Origin of the sequence: Amycolatopsis sp. lyj-23 (assembly GCF_046549135.1) — a bacterium.
In the GTDB taxonomy this organism is placed as follows: domain Bacteria; phylum Actinomycetota; class Actinomycetes; order Mycobacteriales; family Pseudonocardiaceae; genus Amycolatopsis.
Map to the genome: position 1 here is coordinate 1 of NZ_JAJPWN010000039.1, position 16456 is coordinate 16456.

12 protein-coding genes are annotated in these 16456 nt (G+C 70.8%); 6 read left to right on the forward strand and 6 right to left on the reverse strand.

The genetic code is table 11. The features are described from left to right. Positions 1-199 precede the first annotated feature (199 nt). Positions 200-346 (forward strand): hypothetical protein, encoded by a 147-nt coding sequence (locus ACLJPY_RS49915; protein WP_410598052.1) that lies wholly within the window; start codon positions 200-202, stop codon positions 344-346. On the opposite strand, the gene ACLJPY_RS49920 is transcribed toward ACLJPY_RS49915, so the two are convergent. Continuing rightward, positions 343-1512, reverse strand: coding sequence for an aminotransferase class V-fold PLP-dependent enzyme (locus tag ACLJPY_RS49920; protein ID WP_410598053.1), 1170 nt, complete (start codon positions 1510-1512; stop codon positions 343-345). The genes ACLJPY_RS49915 and ACLJPY_RS49920 overlap by 4 nt on opposite strands. 46 nt (positions 1513-1558) lie before the next feature. Here ACLJPY_RS49920 and ACLJPY_RS49925 point away from each other — a divergent pair, with 46 nt between their 5' ends. Continuing rightward, a complete protein-coding gene (locus tag ACLJPY_RS49925) occupies positions 1559-2191 on the forward strand; it encodes a GntR family transcriptional regulator (protein ID WP_410598054.1) in 633 nt (210 codons plus the stop codon). Continuing rightward, positions 2188-2946, forward strand: a complete 759-nt coding sequence (locus tag ACLJPY_RS49930; protein ID WP_410598055.1) for a metallophosphoesterase — start codon at positions 2188-2190, stop codon at positions 2944-2946. The genes ACLJPY_RS49925 and ACLJPY_RS49930 overlap by 4 nt, the downstream gene beginning before the upstream one ends. A 24-nt stretch (positions 2947-2970) precedes the next feature. Here the strand turns inward: ACLJPY_RS49930 and ACLJPY_RS49935 are convergent, their stop codons facing one another. From ACLJPY_RS49935 to ACLJPY_RS49955, 5 genes are read right to left on the reverse strand one after another with little or no spacing between them, the layout of a single operon-like run. Next, complete coding sequence (locus tag ACLJPY_RS49935) at positions 2971-4596, reverse strand: CocE/NonD family hydrolase (protein WP_410598056.1); 1626 nt, start codon at positions 4594-4596, stop codon at positions 2971-2973. 52 nt (positions 4597-4648) lie between these two features. After that, complete coding sequence (gene aspA, locus ACLJPY_RS49940) at positions 4649-6040, reverse strand: aspartate ammonia-lyase (RefSeq protein WP_410598057.1); 1392 nt, start codon at positions 6038-6040, stop codon at positions 4649-4651. Then, a complete protein-coding gene (locus tag ACLJPY_RS49945) occupies positions 6037-6954 on the reverse strand; it encodes an asparaginase (protein WP_410598058.1) in 918 nt (305 codons plus the stop codon). Before ACLJPY_RS49945 ends, aspA begins: the two co-directional genes overlap by 4 nt. Beyond that, entirely contained in the window at positions 6951-8372 is a 1422-nt protein-coding gene (locus ACLJPY_RS49950) for an amino acid permease (protein ID WP_410598059.1), read from the reverse strand. The genes ACLJPY_RS49945 and ACLJPY_RS49950 overlap by 4 nt, the downstream gene beginning before the upstream one ends. Beyond that, positions 8369-9016, reverse strand: a complete 648-nt coding sequence (locus tag ACLJPY_RS49955; protein WP_410598062.1) for a FadR/GntR family transcriptional regulator — start codon at positions 9014-9016, stop codon at positions 8369-8371. Before ACLJPY_RS49955 ends, ACLJPY_RS49950 begins: the two co-directional genes overlap by 4 nt. A 321-nt stretch (positions 9017-9337) precedes the next feature. Between ACLJPY_RS49955 and dnaE the strand changes: the two genes are divergently transcribed. The 3 genes from dnaE (at position 9338) to ACLJPY_RS49970 (ending at position 16092) form a co-directional block, all read left to right on the forward strand. After that, positions 9338-12925: a DNA polymerase III subunit alpha gene (gene dnaE, locus ACLJPY_RS49960; protein WP_410598060.1), complete on the forward strand. Its 3588-nt coding sequence runs from the start codon at positions 9338-9340 to the stop codon at positions 12923-12925. Between the two features lie 101 nt (positions 12926-13026). After that, positions 13027-14484: an MFS transporter gene (locus ACLJPY_RS49965; protein WP_410598063.1), complete on the forward strand. Its 1458-nt coding sequence runs from the start codon at positions 13027-13029 to the stop codon at positions 14482-14484. 426 nt (positions 14485-14910) lie between these two features. Then, complete coding sequence (locus ACLJPY_RS49970) at positions 14911-16092, forward strand: low temperature requirement protein A (RefSeq protein ID WP_410598061.1); 1182 nt, start codon at positions 14911-14913, stop codon at positions 16090-16092. Positions 16093-16456 lie beyond the last annotated feature (364 nt).

The following is a 16456-nucleotide window of genomic DNA, read 5'->3' on the forward strand; positions in this document are numbered from 1 at the left end:
CGGTGTTCAGGTTTTTCTTGGTCGACGAACCAAATACCGGAGACCTCACCCATTTCGGCCGACGACACGCCCAGCACCGCCAACTCCAGCTCAACCCGCCGGAGACAACTTCGATACAGGCCCTAGGTGGCGCGCGCCCGGCCGGAGGTCGCGCGCAGGCTTTCCAGGTGCCGCCGGAGGACGGCTTCCGCTCGAGCTGGTGGCCCGGGAGGTCTTCGGGGCGCCGGGCGAGGCCCGGCCGATGACGTTGTCCATCGGCGTGAGCCTCCTCGGCGAAGCCCTCGTCGTGGCCCGGCGGGCGAAGGCGACCGGACTGCCCTACGCCCCGCCGAAAGCCCGCGGCTAGAGCTTTTCCACCTGCCGCACCAGCAGCTCGATCTCGTCCTCGGTGTTGTAGTAGTGCACCGACGCGCGGACCAGGTCGGGCAGGGCGCGCGCGGTGAAGTCGTACTGCGCCGACGTCCGCGTGGACAGTGACGTGTTGATGTTCGCCTCCGCCAGCCGCGCCTTGATCTCCGCGGCCGGGGTGCCGTCGACGCTGAACGTGACCAGGCCGCACTTGCGCGCCCCGGCGTCGTGGACGCGCGCGCCCGCCTCGGTGAGCCGCTCGCGCAAGGTGGCGGCCAGTGAAGCCACGCGCGCTTCGATCGCCGGAAGACCCCACTCGAGGGCGTAGTCGACCGCCGCGCCGAGGCCGCACACCGCCGCGAAGTCCCGCTCCCACACCTCGAAGCGCTTGGCCGTCGGGTCGACGACGTACTCCGTCGGCGACTCCCAGCTCGCCGAGTGCAGGTCGAGCATCGCCGGCTCGAGCCGCTCGCGCAGCCGCGGGTGCACGTACAGGAACCCGGTGCCGCGCGGGCCGCGCAGGTACTTGCGGCCGGTGCCCGAAAGCGCGTCGCACTTCAGGCGCGTGACGTCGAGGTCGAGCTGGCCCGCCGACTGGCACGCGTCCAGCAGGAACGGGATGCCGGCCGCCTCGGCGACCGCGCCGATCTCCTCGGCCGGGTTCACCAGGCCGCCCTGGGTGGGGACGTGGCTGACGGCGATCAGCTTGACGTCGCCGTCGACGCGCCGCCGCAGCTCTTCGACGTCCAGCTGCCCGGACTCGTCGTCGCCGATCACTTCGACGACCGCGCCGGTGCGCCCGGCGACCTGCAGGAACGCGATCGCGTTGCTGGCGTACTCCGCCCGCGAGGTCAGGATCCGGTCGCCGCGGCCGAACGGCAGCGCGTAGAACACCGCCTGCCAGGAGCGGGTCGCGTTGTCGGTGAGCGCGATGTCGTCGGAGCCGGCGCCGAGCAGCCGGGCCACCGACGCGTACACCGCGTCCAGGCGATCCGCGGCCGCCGCGGCCGCTTCGTAGCCGCCGACCAGCGCTTCGTGGCGCAGGTATTCGACGACGGTGTCGGTCACGACGGCCGGCGGCAGCGCCGCGCCCGCGTTGTTGAAGTGGACCACCTCGGCGCAGCCCGGGGTCTCGCGGCGGGCGCGTTCGACGTCGAAGCTCATGTCAACTGAATACAGTAGATAGCTACTGTATGCAATACTGCCCGGCATGGCCCGCACCCCGTTGCGCAGCGACCTCATCGAGCAGATCACCGCCCGCGTGCTCGACCGGCGGCTCGCCGCCGGCGCCCGCGTCAACGAGGTGCACCTGGCCCGCGAGCTGGGCGTCAGCCGGACGCCGCTGCGGGAGGCGCTGATCGGGCTCGCCGACCGCGGCCTGCTGGTCTCCGCGCCGGGCCGCGGGTTCCTCGTGCCGCCGTTCGACCCGGACGAAGCCCGCCGGCTCTACCCGCTGGTGGCCGAGCTCGAAGCCCTCGCGCTGCGCTGGACGTCGCCGCTGGAGCTGGCCGGGTTGCCGGACGAGCTCGACGCCGTCGCCGCCGAGATGACCCGCGCCCTCGCCGAGGGCGGTGATCTGTCCGCTTTGGACGATCGGTGGCACGCGCTGCTGCTGTCACGCTGCCCGAACCCGCACCTGCTGCGGCTGGTCGAGCAGACCAAGCCGCTGCTCAAGCGGTACGAGTCGGCCTACTTCGCCGGCGAAGGCCACGCGGGCGAAAGCATCGGCGAACACCGCCGCATCGCCGCGGCCCTGCGCGACGGCGACCTGGCCACCGCGTCTTCGGTGCTCGTCGCCAACTGGGTCAAGGCCCTGGCGTACCTGGGGAAGGACGGAAGATGATCATCGCGCACCTGAGCGACCTGCACCTCGACGGCGGACCGCGTGCGGAAGAGCGCGTCGCGGCCGTGCTGCGCTACCTCGGCGGCCTGGCGAAGCCGGTGGACGCGGTCGTCGTCACCGGCGACATCGCCGACCACGGCACGGCCGAGGAGTACGCGCGCGCCGCCGAACTGCTGACGCACCCGGCGCCGGTGCTCGTGTGCCCGGGCAACCACGACGTCCGGGCGGCCTTCCGCACCGGCCTGCTCGGTCTGCCGGCGTCCGACGGCCCGATCGACCTGGCCCAGGAGGTCGGCGGCGTGCTGTTCGCGCTCTGCGACTCGACGATCCCGGGCCGAGGCGCGGGCTTCCTCGCTGACGAGACCCTGGCGTGGCTCGACGGCGTCCTCTCCGGCGGCGACGGCCCCGCGTTCGTCGCGTTCCACCACCCGCCGGTGGAGGTCGGCGTCCCGCTGGTGGACGCGATCCGCCAGGCCGGCGAGGACCGGCTGGCGGCCGTGCTCGGCCGCCACCCGCGGGTCGCCGCCCTGCTGGCCGGGCACGTGCACACGGGCGCGTCGACGACGTTCGCGGGGGTGCCGCTGCGCATCGCGCCGGGCGTCGTTTCGGGCAGCCTGCTCCCGGTCGAGCCGGGCGCGGACCGCGGCTGGGCCGACGGCGGCCCGCTGGAGTACGACCGCCCGCCGGCCCTGCTGCTGCACGTCCTCCACGACGACGGCCGGGTCACCAGCCACCACCGGACGGTCCCGCTCTGAGCCCCGCTGTGGTCCGGGGCGCGGTCAGCTGCTGAACACCGGCAAGGTGATCCGCGACGGCCGCCCGGCGTCGTGGAACACCTCGAAGCGGTTCGGCTTTCCCCGCACCGCCGACGTGACGGGCTCGTCCGTCCCGTGGTTGCGGGCGAACCGCGGGAACGCGCCGCCCGCCACCTGCACCCGCAGGCGGTGGCCGCGGCGGAAGCGGTAGGCCGTCGGGTCGAGCGTCACCTCCGCCGTCACCACGCCGTCGGCGTCCGCCGCGGGGGAGCCCGGGCGCACCCGCAGGATCCCGTCCGTCACGTTGCGGGACACGCCGCCGGCGTCGACGTCGCAGAGCCGGACGTAGACGTCGGCGTGCCCGAGTTCGGTGCGCACGTGCACGGTCGCCGCCACTTCGCCGATGACGTCGAGGTCCGACGGCAGCGGCTCGCCGGTGAACACGAGCACGTCCGGCCGGGCCTCGACCGCCTGGTTGTCCCGCTGCTTCCACTCGCCCATGAGCAGCGGGCCGCCGACCGCCGGGGTCGGGTCGGCCGGGTCGTAGGTGAACGTCGTCGGCCGGGCCTCGCCGGTGACGGTCTCGCCGAGGCCGCCGATCGGCCGCAGGTGCGCCGCGGTCGCCGTCGAGGGCGGCGGCCACGACTCGAAGTCCAGCCACGTCCCGGCGTTCTGCAGGAACAGCCGCACCGGGGACCGCTGCAGCTGCGTCCGGTCGCCGAGCAGGTGCGCGCGCAGGAACCCGAGCTGGTCGCGGATCATCGCGCCCATGCTCGCCGGCTCGCCGTGCGCCCACGGCCCGATCGTGATCCGCGGCGCCTTGCCCGCCTCGGCGAGGAGCCGGAAGTCGCGCAGCTGCGTGCCGATGAACAGGTCGTACCAGCCGGCCACCATCGACACCGGGACGTCGAGCTTCGCGACTTCCGCGCTGTGGTCGGACATCGCCCAGTAGTCGTCGCCGGGGACGAAGTGCTCGGTGACGTCCTGGAGGAAGCGGACCGGCTTGCCGATGGCGGCGACGTCGGCGCCGCTCAGCGGCAGGTGGGCCATCGCCCGGCGGGTCTTGCGCGTCTGCAGCGGGTTCGGCAGCGCGGCGAAGCGCTCCTCCTGACGGCCGAGCATCGCCGACCACGACACCATGTTGTCCGCCGCGAGCACCCCGCCCGGGTAGAACGTCGAGACGAATTCCGACGCCGTGATGCCGAGGCACATCGCGGCGAGCGGCGGGTCGAGGTACGGCCCGACCGCCCACTGCGTGTGCCCGAGGTAGCTGGCGCCGGCCATGCCGAGGGTCCCGTCGCACCACGGCTGGGCGCGCAGCCACTCGGCGGTCGCGACGCCGTCTTCGCGTTCGAGGTGGAAGGGCCGGAACTCGCCGCCGGAGCCGAACGAGCCGCGCGTGCTCTGGACGACCGTCTGCAGCCCGTGCCGGGCGAAGGTTTCGCCGAAGAGCTTCGAGAGCAGCCCCTTGCGCCCGTACGGCGTGCGGATCAGGACCACGGGCGCCGACGTCGTCCCGGCCGGTGCGTACCGGTCGGCGAGCAGCGTGACGCCGTCGGGCATCGGCACGGCGAGGTCGCGCGTGACGACCGGCTTGGGGCCTTCGGCGCGGGGGAGCCCGAGCAGCTTGTCGACAAATCGGTCCAGCACCGGCGGCCTCGCCTTCCGAAGTGGAGTAGATCCTTCCGGATCCGACCGTACCTCAGTTCGCGCGCGCGAGGGTTTCCGGCCGCAGCAGCTTCGCCAGCTCTTCGGCCGGGATCAGGCCCTTCTCGACGACCAGCTCGGCGACCCCGCGTCCGGTGGCCAGCGCCTCTTTCGCGATCTCCGTCGCGGCCGCGTACCCGATGCTCGGGTTCAGCGCCGTCACCAGGCCGATCGAGTTCTCGACGTAGCTCCGCATGACGTCGACGTTGGCCGTGATCCCGGAAACGCACTTCGAGGCCAGCGTCCGGCAGGCCGCGCCCAGGTGCGTGATGCTCTCCGAAAGCGAGTGCAGGATGATCGGCTCGAACGCGTTGAGCTGCAGCTGGCCGGCCTCGGCCGCCATCGTCACCGTGACGTCGTTGCCGATCACCTCGAACGCCACCTGGTTGACCACCTCGGGGATCACCGGGTTGATCTTGCCGGGCATGATCGACGACCCGGCCTGCACCGGCGGCAGGTTGATCTCGTTCAGCCCGGCCCGCGGGCCCGAGGACAGCAGCCGCAGGTCGTTGCAGCTCTTCGACAGCTTGACCGCGATCCGCTTCAGGACACCGGAAAGGTGCACGAACGCGCCGCAGTCCTGGGTGGCCTCCACCAGGTCCGCCGCGGTGACGACCGGCAGCCCGGTGATCTCGCGCAGGTGACGGCACGCGGCTTCGGCGTAGCCCGGCGCGGCGTTGAGGCCGGTGCCGATCGCGGTCGCGCCGAGGTTGATCTCGTGCAGCAGCGCGACGGCCTCGGTCAGCCGCTGCCGGTCTTCGCCGAGCATCACCGCGTACGTGCCGAACTCCTGGCCGAGCGTCATCGGCACGGCGTCCTGCAGCTGCGTCCGGCCCATCTTCAGCACGTCGTGGAACTCGACGGCCTTGGCCGCGAACGCCTTCTCCAGCACGACCATCGACTCCGCCAGCTCGCGCACGGCGATGATCGTCGCCACGTTCACAGCCGTCGGGTAGGCGTCGTTCGTCGACTGCGAGAGGTTGACGTGCTCGTTGGGGTGCACGACGCGGTAGTCGCCCTTGGCGTGCCCGAGCAGCTCGAGCGCGCGGTTGGCGATGACCTCGTTGGCGTTCATGTTGGTCGACGTCCCGGCGCCGCCCTGGACGACGTCGACGACGAACTCGCCGTGCAGCGCGCCTTCGCGGATTTCCCGGCAGGCCGCGCAGATCGCGTCCGCGATCCGGGGTTCGAGCAGGCCCAGTTCGGCGTTGGCGCGCGCCGCGGCCTCCTTCACCGAGGCCAGCGCCTCGACGAGGTGGGGGTAGGCGGCGATCGTGGTGCCGGTGATCGGGAAGTTTTCGCGGGTGCGGGCGGTGTGCACGCCCCAGTACGCGTCCGCCGGGATGTCCTTATCGCCCAGCAGGTCGTGTTCGCGGCGGGTGGTCATCGGAGGCTCCCCACAGACAGGTTCCCGGTGAAACGGAGGTTCTCCGGGCCGGGCGGGACGTCGGCCCCGCACAGCCCGAGCAGCGCGGCCAGCACCGGGTAGCGCGCCCGGTCCCCGCCGTCGGCGATCTTGAACGCGATCGCCGTGCCGTCGGGCAGCGCGGCGATCTGGACGGCCTCGAAGCCGTCCTTCGCGATCAGCCCGGGCACCGCGCGCATGACGGCGGTGACGTCCCGGCGGCGGCCGCCGACCAGCTCGGGGTGCCGCCGGATGCCGTCGGCGACCAGGTGGTCCGCGGTCCCGGGGGCGGCCGTGGCGATCTTCGACACGGCCGTCGCGAGCCCGCGCAGCGTCGTCGCGAACAGCGGCGCGCCGCAGCCGTCGACGGCCACCCGGGCGATGGGCCGCCCGGTCAGGTCCTCGACGGTGGCCGCGATCGCGCGCTGCAGCGGGTGCGCCGGGTCGAGGTAGCCCTCGGCGGCCCAGCCGTTCAGCGCGCAGGTCGCGAGCATGGCCGCGTGCTTGCCGGAGCAGTTGTGCGCCAGCCGGGACGGCGCCCGGCCCTCGGCGACCCAGCGGTCGCGTTCGACCGGGTCGAACGGGAAGTCCGCCGGGTTGCCGAGCAGGTCGGGGGAGCGGCCGTCGAGGACGTCGAGCGCGGCCTCGAGGTGCCTCGGCTCGCCGGAGTGGCTGGCCGCGGCGATCGCGAACCCGGCGGGGGACAGGCGCAGCCCGAGCCGTGCCATCGCCGTGGCCTGCAACGGCTTCGCCGTCGAGCGCGGGTACATCGGCGTGTCGACGTCCCCGGCGGCGAACCGCGTCGAGCCGTCCGGGCCGAGCACGACGGCCGAGCCGTGGTGGACGCCCTCGACCATCCCTTCGCGGACGAGCTCGACCAGGGGTACGTGGCTCACATGCCCTCCTCGTCGAACGCCCGCATGTCGATCCGCTTGCGGACGCCGAACCAGCCGGCGACCAGGGCGGCGGCGATGGCGGGCAGCGCCAGCAGGGTGATCCGGCCGGTGTCGTCGAAGCCCATCAGCACGACGACGGCGGCGAGGAACACCAGCGTCGCGATCTCCGTGTACGGCGAGAACGGCAGCCGGAACGACGGCCGCTCGACGCCGTCGCGCCGGGCCCGGCGCACGAACAGCAGGTGGCAGAGCACGATGATGGCCCAGGTGGCGAGGATGCCGATCGCGGCGAAGTTCAGCACGATGTCGAAGGCCTCCTTCGGCACCAGGTAGTTGAGCCCGACGCCGAGCACGCAGACGGCCGCGGTGAGCAGGATCCCGCCGTAGGGCACGTGGTTGCGGTTCATCACGCCGGTGAACTTCGGTGCCGAGCCCGCCGTCGCCATCGACCGCAGGATCCGGCCGGTCGAGTACAGCCCCGAGTTCAGGCTGGACAGCGCCGCGGTGAGCACGACCAGGTTCATCACGCTGTCGGCCGCGGGCACGCCCAGGTGCGAGAGCACGGTGACGAACGGGCTCTGGTCCTTCGTGTAGGAGCTCCACGGCAGCAGCATCGCCAGCAGCACGACCGAGCCGACGTAGAAGACGAGGATGCGCCACATGATGGAGTTGATCGCCTTCGGCATGATCTTCTCCGGGTGCTCGGTCTCGCCCGCGGCCACGCCGACCAGCTCGACCGAGGCGTAGGCGAACACCACGCCCTGCACGATCAGCACCATCGGCAGCAGCCCGGCCGGGAAGAGCCCGCCGTGGCCGGCGATCAGCTGCGGCCCGCCCGCGACGCCGTCGATCGGCGTCTGCGTCACCAGCAGGAAGATGCCGATCACCATGAAGAGCACGAGCGCGGCGACCTTGACGATGGCGAACCAGAACTCCATCTCGCCGAACAGCTTCACCGAAACCATGTTCAGCGTCAGGACGACGGCGAGCGCGATCAGCGCGAGCACCCACTGCGGGATCGGCGAGAAGAACGACCAGAAGTGCGCGTAGAGCGCGATCGCGGTGATGTCGGCGATGCCGGTGGTCGACCAGTTGAGGAAGTGCATCCAGCCGGCGACGTACGCGCCCTTCTCGCCCATGAACTCGCGGGCGTAGGAGACGAAGGCGCCGCTGGAGGGCCGGTACAGGATCAGCTCGCCGAGCGCGCGGACGACGAAGAAGGCGAAGAGCCCGCAGACGCCGTAGACGATCGCCAGCGCCGGGCCGGCCTGGGCGAGCCGTCCGCCGGCGCCGAGGAACAGGCCGGTGCCGATCGCCCCGCCGATGGCGATCATGTTCACGTGCCGGGGCTTGAGGGCCTTGTGGTAGCCGGCGTCGCCCGCGTCCGCGGTCGAGGCCGTGATGGTCTGTTCGGTCACTGGTCCCCGTTCACGATGCTGGTCAGGGTGGCTTCGACGTGCTGCAGGTGCGCCGTCATGGCGGCGACGGCGTCGTCCGCCGAGCCGTCGGCGATCGCCGTGACGATCGCGCGGTGCTCGACGTCCGACCGGTGGCGCCGGTCGCCGAGCTGGTTGAGGAAGGCGGACTGGCGGGCCAGCGCGTCCCGGATCTCCTCGATCACCTTCCCGAACACCGGGTTGCCCGAGGCCTGGGCGATGGTGATGTGGAAGAGCGAGTCGAGCGCCACCCAGGCGGTGTTGTCGGTCTCGGCGGCCATCCGCTCGAGCAGGTGGGAGAGCAGGTCCAGGTCGTCCTGGCTGCGCCGCACCGCGGCATACCCGGCGACCGGGATCTCGACGTGCCGGCGCACCTCGATGAGGTCGCGGGCCGAGTAGGGCCCGAAGGTCGGGTTGTCGGCCGGCCCGGTCGCGGTGACGAAGGTGCCCTTGCCGGTCTTCGACTCCGTCATGCCGAGCGCCTGGAGACCGCGCAGCGCCTCCCGGATCACCGACCGGCTGACCTCGAACTCCCGGCTCAGCGCGGCTTCGGAGGGGAGCTTTCCGCCGACGGCGTACTCGCCGCGCTCGATCGCGGCACGCAGGTGGGCCAGCACGGCTTCCATGGCGCTCACCCGGCGGAGAGCACGCTGTCCACCTTGTCCGGCTGTCTGGCTGTCAGACAGGTTCATGGCGGGAATGCTCGGTCCCGCCGTGGCGCCTGTCAACGCGAGCTTCCGCGTCTGTGGCCCACCTCACCGGACGGCGGCCCGCGGGGAACGAGCCGGCCGGACGCACCCCGTGGCGTGCTCGTCACCCCCCGAAACGGGTGCGCGTCGCGCCCCCGTTCGCGGCCTCCAGAGGGGCAGAATCGAGCCCGGCGAGTGCGGGATAGGCTGGGGGACCCGGGCGCGCCGGTCCGATCCAGACAGGGGAGGTTTTCGCTGGTGTCGAACGATTCTTTCGTCCACCTGCACGTCCACACCGAGTACTCGATGCTCGACGGTGCGGCGAAGATCGCTCCCCTCTTCGCGGAGGCGGCGCGCCTCGGCATGCCTGCGGTCGGCATGACCGACCACGGCAACATGTACGGCGGCGACGAGTTCTACCAGCAGTCCAAGAAGCACGGTCTCAAGCCGATCATCGGCATCGAGGCCTACATCGCGCCGGAGAGCCGGTTCCACAAGAAGCCCGTCTTCTGGGGGCAGGCCAACCAGCGCGGCTCGGACGAGTTCGGTGAAGGCGGCGACGTCTCCGGTGGCGGTGCGTACACGCACATGACCATGCTGGCGGCGAACGCCACCGGGCTGCGGAACCTCTTCAAGTTGTCCTCGCTGGCCAGCATGCAGGGCTACTACCGCAAGCCCCGGATGGACCGCGAGCTGATCTCGGAGAACAGCTCGGGGATCATCGCCACCACCGGCTGCCCGTCCGGCGAGGTGCAGACCCGCCTGCGGCTGGGCCAGCGCGAGGAGGCCATCCAGGCCGCGTCCGACTACAAGGACATCTTCGGCGCGGACAACTTCTTCCTCGAGCTGATGGACCACGGCCTGCCCATCGAGCGGTCGGTCCGCGAAGGCCTGCTGGAGATCGGCAGGCTGCTGGACCTCAAGCCGATCGCCACCAACGACTCGCACTACGTCACCAAGGACCAGGCGGACACGCACTCGGCGCTGCTGTGCGTCCAGGCGGGCAAGACCCTCAACGACCCGACCCGGTTCAAGTTCGACGGCGACGGCTACTACCTCAAGTCGGCGCAGGAGATGCGCGAGTACTGGGACAAGGAGGTCCCCGGCGCGTCGGACACGACGCTGCTGATCGCCGAGCGCGTCGAGTCGTACGAAGAGGTGTACACGCACAAGGACCGGCTGCCGTTCTTCGAGGTGCCGGAGGGCTATGACCAGGGCAGCTGGCTGCGCGAAGAGGTCGCCCGCGGCCTCAAGTGGCGCTTCCCGGACGGCGTGCCGGACGAGTACTACAACGAGCGCATCGAGATCGAGCTCGACGTCATCATCGGCAAGGGCTTCCCCGCCTACTTCCTCATCGTCGCCGACCTCATCAGCTACGCCCGCCGCGTCGGCATCCGGGTCGGCCCGGGCCGTGGTTCGGCCGCCGGTTCGCTGGTCGCGTACGTCCTCGGTATCACCAACCTGGACCCGATCCCGCAGAAGCTGCTGTTCGAGCGGTTCCTGAACCCCGAGCGCGTCTCGATGCCCGACATCGACATCGACTTCGACGACCGCCGTCGCGGCGAGATGATCCGGTACGCCACCGACAAGTACGGCGCGGACAAGGTCGCCCAGGTCATCACCTTCGGCACGATCAAGACCAAGGCGGCGATCAAGGACAGCGCGCGCGTCCACTTCGGCCAGCCGGGGTACGCGATCGCGGACAAGATCTCCAAGGCGCTGCCGCCGCCGATCATGGCGAAGGACATCCCGCTCTCGGGCATCGTCGACTCCAAGCACGAGCGCTACGGCGAGGCCGCCGAGGTCCGCGCGCTGGTCGAGACCGACGACGAGTGCAAGACGATCTTCGAGACCGCCCGCGGCCTCGAGGGCCTGATCCGCAACGCCGGCGTGCACGCCTGCGCGGTCATCATGTCGAGCGAGCCGCTGACCAACGCCATCCCGCTCTGGCAGCGGGACGACGGCTCGATCATCACCGGCTGGGACTACCCGTCGTGCGAGGCCATCGGCCTGCTCAAGATGGACTTCCTCGGCCTGCGCAACCTCACCGTCATCGGTGACGCGATCGACAACATCAAGGCCAACCGCGGGGTCGACGTCGACCTCGACACGCTCGGCGTCGACGACCCCGAGACGTACAAGCTGCTGGCCCGCGGCGACACGCTCGGCGTGTTCCAGCTGGACGGCGGCCCCATGCGCGACCTGCTGCGCCGCATGGAGCCCACGGTGTTCGACGACATCGTCGCGGTCGGCGCGCTGTACCGCCCCGGCCCGATGGGCATGAACGCGCACAACGACTACGCCGACCGCAAGAACAACCGGCAGAAGGTCAAGCCGATCCACCCGGAGCTCGACGAGCCGCTGCGGGAGATCCTGGCCGACACCTACGGCCTGATCGTGTACCAAGAGCAGATCATGCACATCGGCCAGAAGGTGGCCGGGTACACGATGGGCCGCGCGGACGTGCTCCGCCGCGCGATGGGCAAGAAGAAGAAGGAAGTCCTCGACAAGGAGTTCGAGGGCTTCGAAGCGGGCATGCAGTCCAGCGACCTGGTCCCGGGCGGGTTCTCCAAAGAGGCGATCAAGGCCCTCTGGGACACGATCCTCCCGTTCGCCGGCTACGCGTTCAACAAGAGCCACGCGGCCGCGTACGGCCTGGTCTCCTACTGGACCGCGTACCTCAAGGCCAACTTCACCGCCGAGTACATGGCCGCCCTGCTCACGTCGGTGGGTGACAACAAGGACAAGTCGGCGGTCTACCTGTCGGAGTGCCGCCGGCTCGGCATCAAGGTGCTCCCGCCGGACGTCAACGAGTCGGCCCTGCGGTTCGCGGCCGTCGGGAACGACATCCGCTTCGGGCTGGGTGCCGTCCGCAACGTCGGCGCGAACGTCGTCGAGTCGATCATCAAGACCCGCGAGGAGAAGGGCAAGTACGCCACCTTCACCGACTTCCTCGACAAGTCCGAGCTCGTGGCCTGCAACAAGCGGGTGATCGAGTCGCTGATCAAGGCGGGCGGGTTCGACTCCCTCGGCCACACGCGGCTGTCGATGATCCAGGTCCACGAGGACGCGGTCGAAGCCGTCGTCCCGCTCAAGCGCCAGGAGGCGATGGGCCAGTTCGACCTGTTCGGCTTCGGCGGCGACGACGGCGAGCCCGCCCCGTCGTCGTCCCCGCTCGCGCACCTGAAGTTCGGCGAGGAGGAGTACCCGCGCAAGCAGCTGCTCGCCTACGAGCGCGAGATGCTGGGCCTGTACGTCTCGGCGCACCCGCTGGACGGCGCCGAGCGGATCCTGCGCAAGCACGCCCCGAAGCCGATCGCCGGGATCCTCGCCGACCCGCCGAAGGAAGGCGAGATCGTCATCTCCGGGCTGATCACGTCGCTGGAACGGCGGGTCAACAAGAAGGGCGAGCCCTGGGCGATCTGCACGGTCGAGGACATGGACGCCTCCCTGGAGGTGCTCTTCTTCCCGAAGGCGTACGCGCTCTTCGCGGGCGAGCTGATCGAAGACAACGCGGTGCTGGTCAAGGGCCGGGTCAACTGGCGCGAAGACAAGATGTCGGTCTTCGGCGGCGGCCTGGCCACGCTCGACCTGTCCGAGGTCGGCACCGGCAACGGCGACGACGAGCCGCCCCTGGTCCTGCTGGCCGCGGCGGAGAAGATCGACCAGTCGGTGGTCAGCGAGCTGCGGTCGACGCTGCTGGCGCACAAGGGCGAGACCCCGGTGCACCTCAAGCTGGTGGGCAAGAACCAGACGGTCTTCGCGCTGTACGACTACCCGGTGAAGGTCAGCTCCATGCTGATCGGCGAGCTGAAGGGCATCCGCGGCATCACCGCGTCGACGTGACGGGCACGGGATCCGGGCGCACAACGCGCGCGGATCCCGCCTTTCGTGTTTGCTGATTGGGGTATCCCCGGCCGGTGAACATGCGTGAGGGCAGCTCTTCGATGTCGTACGAACCCGATCCCCGGCGCTGGAAAGCGCTGGCGGTCTCGCTCACGGCCGGGTTCATGGGCCTGCTGGACGTCAGCATCGTCAACGTTGCCCTGCCTTCGATGCAGTCCGGCCTGCACGCGAGCAGCGGCGGCATCCGCTGGGTCGTCTCCGGCTACGCCCTGGCGTTCGGCCTGGTCCTGGTCACCGGCGGCCGCCTCGGCGACGCGTTCGGCCGCCGGAACATGTTCCTCGGCGCCCTCGCCGGGTTCGTCCTCACCAGTGCGCTGGCCGGCGCGGCCCCGAACGAGACGACGCTGGTGCTCGCCCGCCTCGCCCAGGGCCTGGCCGCCGGCATGCTGACCCCGCAGAACACCGGCCTGATCCAGGACCTCTTCCGCGGCGCCGAGCGCGGCCGCGCGTTCGGCATGTTCGGCGCGGTCGTCGGGATCTCGACGGCGGTCGGCCCGATCCTCGGCGGGTTCATCCTCGCCGTCTTCGGGGCGCAGGACGGCTGGCGCTGGGTGTTCTACGTCAACGTCCCGATCGGCGTCCTCGCCTTCGCCCTCGCGTTGCGCCTGCTGCCGCGCAGCGAGAAGAAGCAGCTCAGGATCCGCTCGGAAATCGACTTCCTCGGCATCGCGCTGCTGGCGGTCGCCGTCCTCGGAGTCCTGCTGCCCGTCATCGACTCAGACAGCGGCGGCTTCGCCCGGTTCTGGTGGCTCTTCATCATCGCGGCGGTCGCCGGGTTCGCGTTCGTGCGCTGGGAGCGTTCGGTCGTCCGGCGCGGCCGGTCGCCGCTGCTGGACACGCGCCTGTTCACCGGCACCCCCGGCTACGCCGCCGGCGCGGCGGTCGGCGCGCTCTACTTCTGCGGGTTCGCCGGGATCTGGCTGGTCTTCGCGACGTACTTCCAGCAGGGCCTCGGCTATTCGCCGCTGCAGTCGGGCCTGTCCGTGACGCCGTTCGCGATCGGCTCGGCCGTTTCGGCCGCCGTCGCCGGCCGGCTCGTGCCGCGGTTCGGCCGCCGGCTCACCGTGACCGGCCTGGCCATGGTCGCCGTCGGGCTGCTGGCCGTCGCGCTGCTCGCCGAGCTGGTCCCGCCGTCGGCGTCCGGCTGGGCCTTCGCGCTGCCGCTGGTGTTCGCGGGGGTCGGCGGCGGGATGGTGATCTCGCCGAACACGACGTTGACGCTCGAGTGCGTGCCGGTCCGGATGGCCGGGGTCGCCGGCGGCGCGCTGCAGACCGGGCAGCGGATCGGCACGGCGATCGGCACCGCCGTCCTCGCGTCCGTGTTCGGATTGGTCGTCGGCCGCGGTTACCCCTTGGCACTCACCGTCGCGCTCGGCTGCGCGGCGCTGCTCACGTGCGGCGCGCTCGCCCTGGCGATCGCCGAACTCCGGGCGCGACGCCACCGGGCGGCCGAGGAGGAACGGGACGAGCGCCGGGCCGCCGACGTCCACCTGGGCTGAGAGACTACTTTCCGCAGATTCGCGATGCTCCATCCGAGTGACGGGCGCGAAAAGACACTGGTGCTACGGAGAGCAACCGGGTAGATCTATTGGAGCCTTCACTGCGCGGCTTCGGCTACCGACAGTGGCAATCAGTCGGCCACCCGGGGATGGGGTGACCGGCTCGAGCGATCGAGGCGTCCGGAGTTCGAAGGAATGGACACACTCGGTCACCTTCCGTCCAGTGGGTGTCGGCGTCCGCGGGGGACCGTCCGGCACTCGCGGAAGGGCTGCCCATCGGGGTCCGCCGGCGCGTGACGGTGGCGGGCGGGCCCGGGGGAGGGGGAACCGGGCCCGCCCGTCTGCTTCACCCGTGTCGTGCGGGCTCCGCCCGCGGTGGTCGTGCTGGGATGAGCGCGTCCGATCGAGGCCGACGCGGGGAGTCCCATGACCGAGCAGCCGTCGCGGATCCGGGTCTGGTACCGGCCGATGCGCTCCCGCGACCGCGGTGAGCACCACCGCGTCGCGACACCGCTGGAACTGCTCTTCGACCTGTGTTTCGTGGTCGCCGTCGGCCAGGCCGCGGCCGCCCTGCACCACGCGCTCGCCGAGGGGCACGCCGCGCACGGCGTGACGTCGTTCGCGATGGTGTTCTTCGCGATCTGGTGGGGCTGGCTGAACTTCAGCTGGTTCGCCTCGGCGTTCGACACCGACGACGTCCCGTACCGGCTGGCCACGCTCGTGCAGATCGCCGGCGGGCTGACCATCGCGGCGGGGGTGTCGAGCGCGTTCGAAGGCGACTTCCGGCTGATCGTCGCCGGGTACGTCCTGATGCGGCTGGCGATGGTGGTGCAGTGGCTGCGCGCGGCGCGGTCGGAGCCGGAGTGCCGTCCCGCCGCGCTGCGCTACGCCGCCGGGATCGTGGCGGTCCAGGCGTTGTGGATCGCGCGGCTGTGGGTGCCGGGGACCGCGGCCGCCATCGCATTCGTCGTTCTCGTAGTGATGGAGCTCGCCGTGCCGGTGTGGGCCGAGAGCAGCGGCGGGACGACGTGGCACCCGCACCACATCGCCGAGCGGTACGGCCTGTTCACGCTGATCGTGCTCGGCGAGACCATCCTGAGCGCGACCAACGCGGTCAAGGAAGGGGCGTCGGACGCGGAGCACGTCGGGAGCCTCGCCGGGCTCGCGGCGGCCGGGCTGGTGCTGGTGTTCGCCATGTGGTGGCTGTACTTCGACCAGCCGGGCCACGCGCGGCTCGTCCGCCGTCCGGGGATGTTCACGTCGATGAGCTGGGGGTACGGCCACTACCTGGTCTTCGCCTCCGCGGCGGCGGTCGGCGCGGGGCTCGAGGTGGCGGTCGGGTACGACACCGGGACGGTGCCCATCGGCGGAATCGCCGCGGCGCTGGCGACCACGGTCCCGGTCGCGGTGTTCCTGCTGAGCGTGTGGCTGCTGCACATCGGCCCGACGAACGAGTGCCGCCCGATCGCCATCGGTTTCCCGGTGACGGCCGTACTCGTCCTGGCGGCTTCGTTCACGCCGGCGCCCATCCACATCGCCGCCGGACTCGCGGCCGCGTTGGTCGTGCTGACGGTCGTCGCGACCCACGGTTCGCCCCGGCCGGCCTGAGCGCCTATCGGTGCAGGTCAGCGGCCTGACGCGGAAAAAGGGACCCCCCTGTGCAAGGGGGTTTCAGGGGCATGTAAAGTTCTCCAAGTCGCCAGGGAAACCGAGCGGCCGCCGGGAACACGAACCAAGCTCCCACGATCGTGGTAGAGTGGGTGGTCCCGAACCAGGGTGGTATCCCTGGAACAAAGCTTGAAACAAAAGCCGAAGACCAAGGCGCTTCGCGGCGCGGCGGTCCGAAGTGTGTTGCTTGAGAACTCAACAGTGTGCTAGTGAACTAAGCCAGTAGAGCTTATGTATTGAAACCTCGTATGAGGTTCCTTTGAGAGCATTAAATTGCCTCGATTGAATTCGAAGACATTGTTGG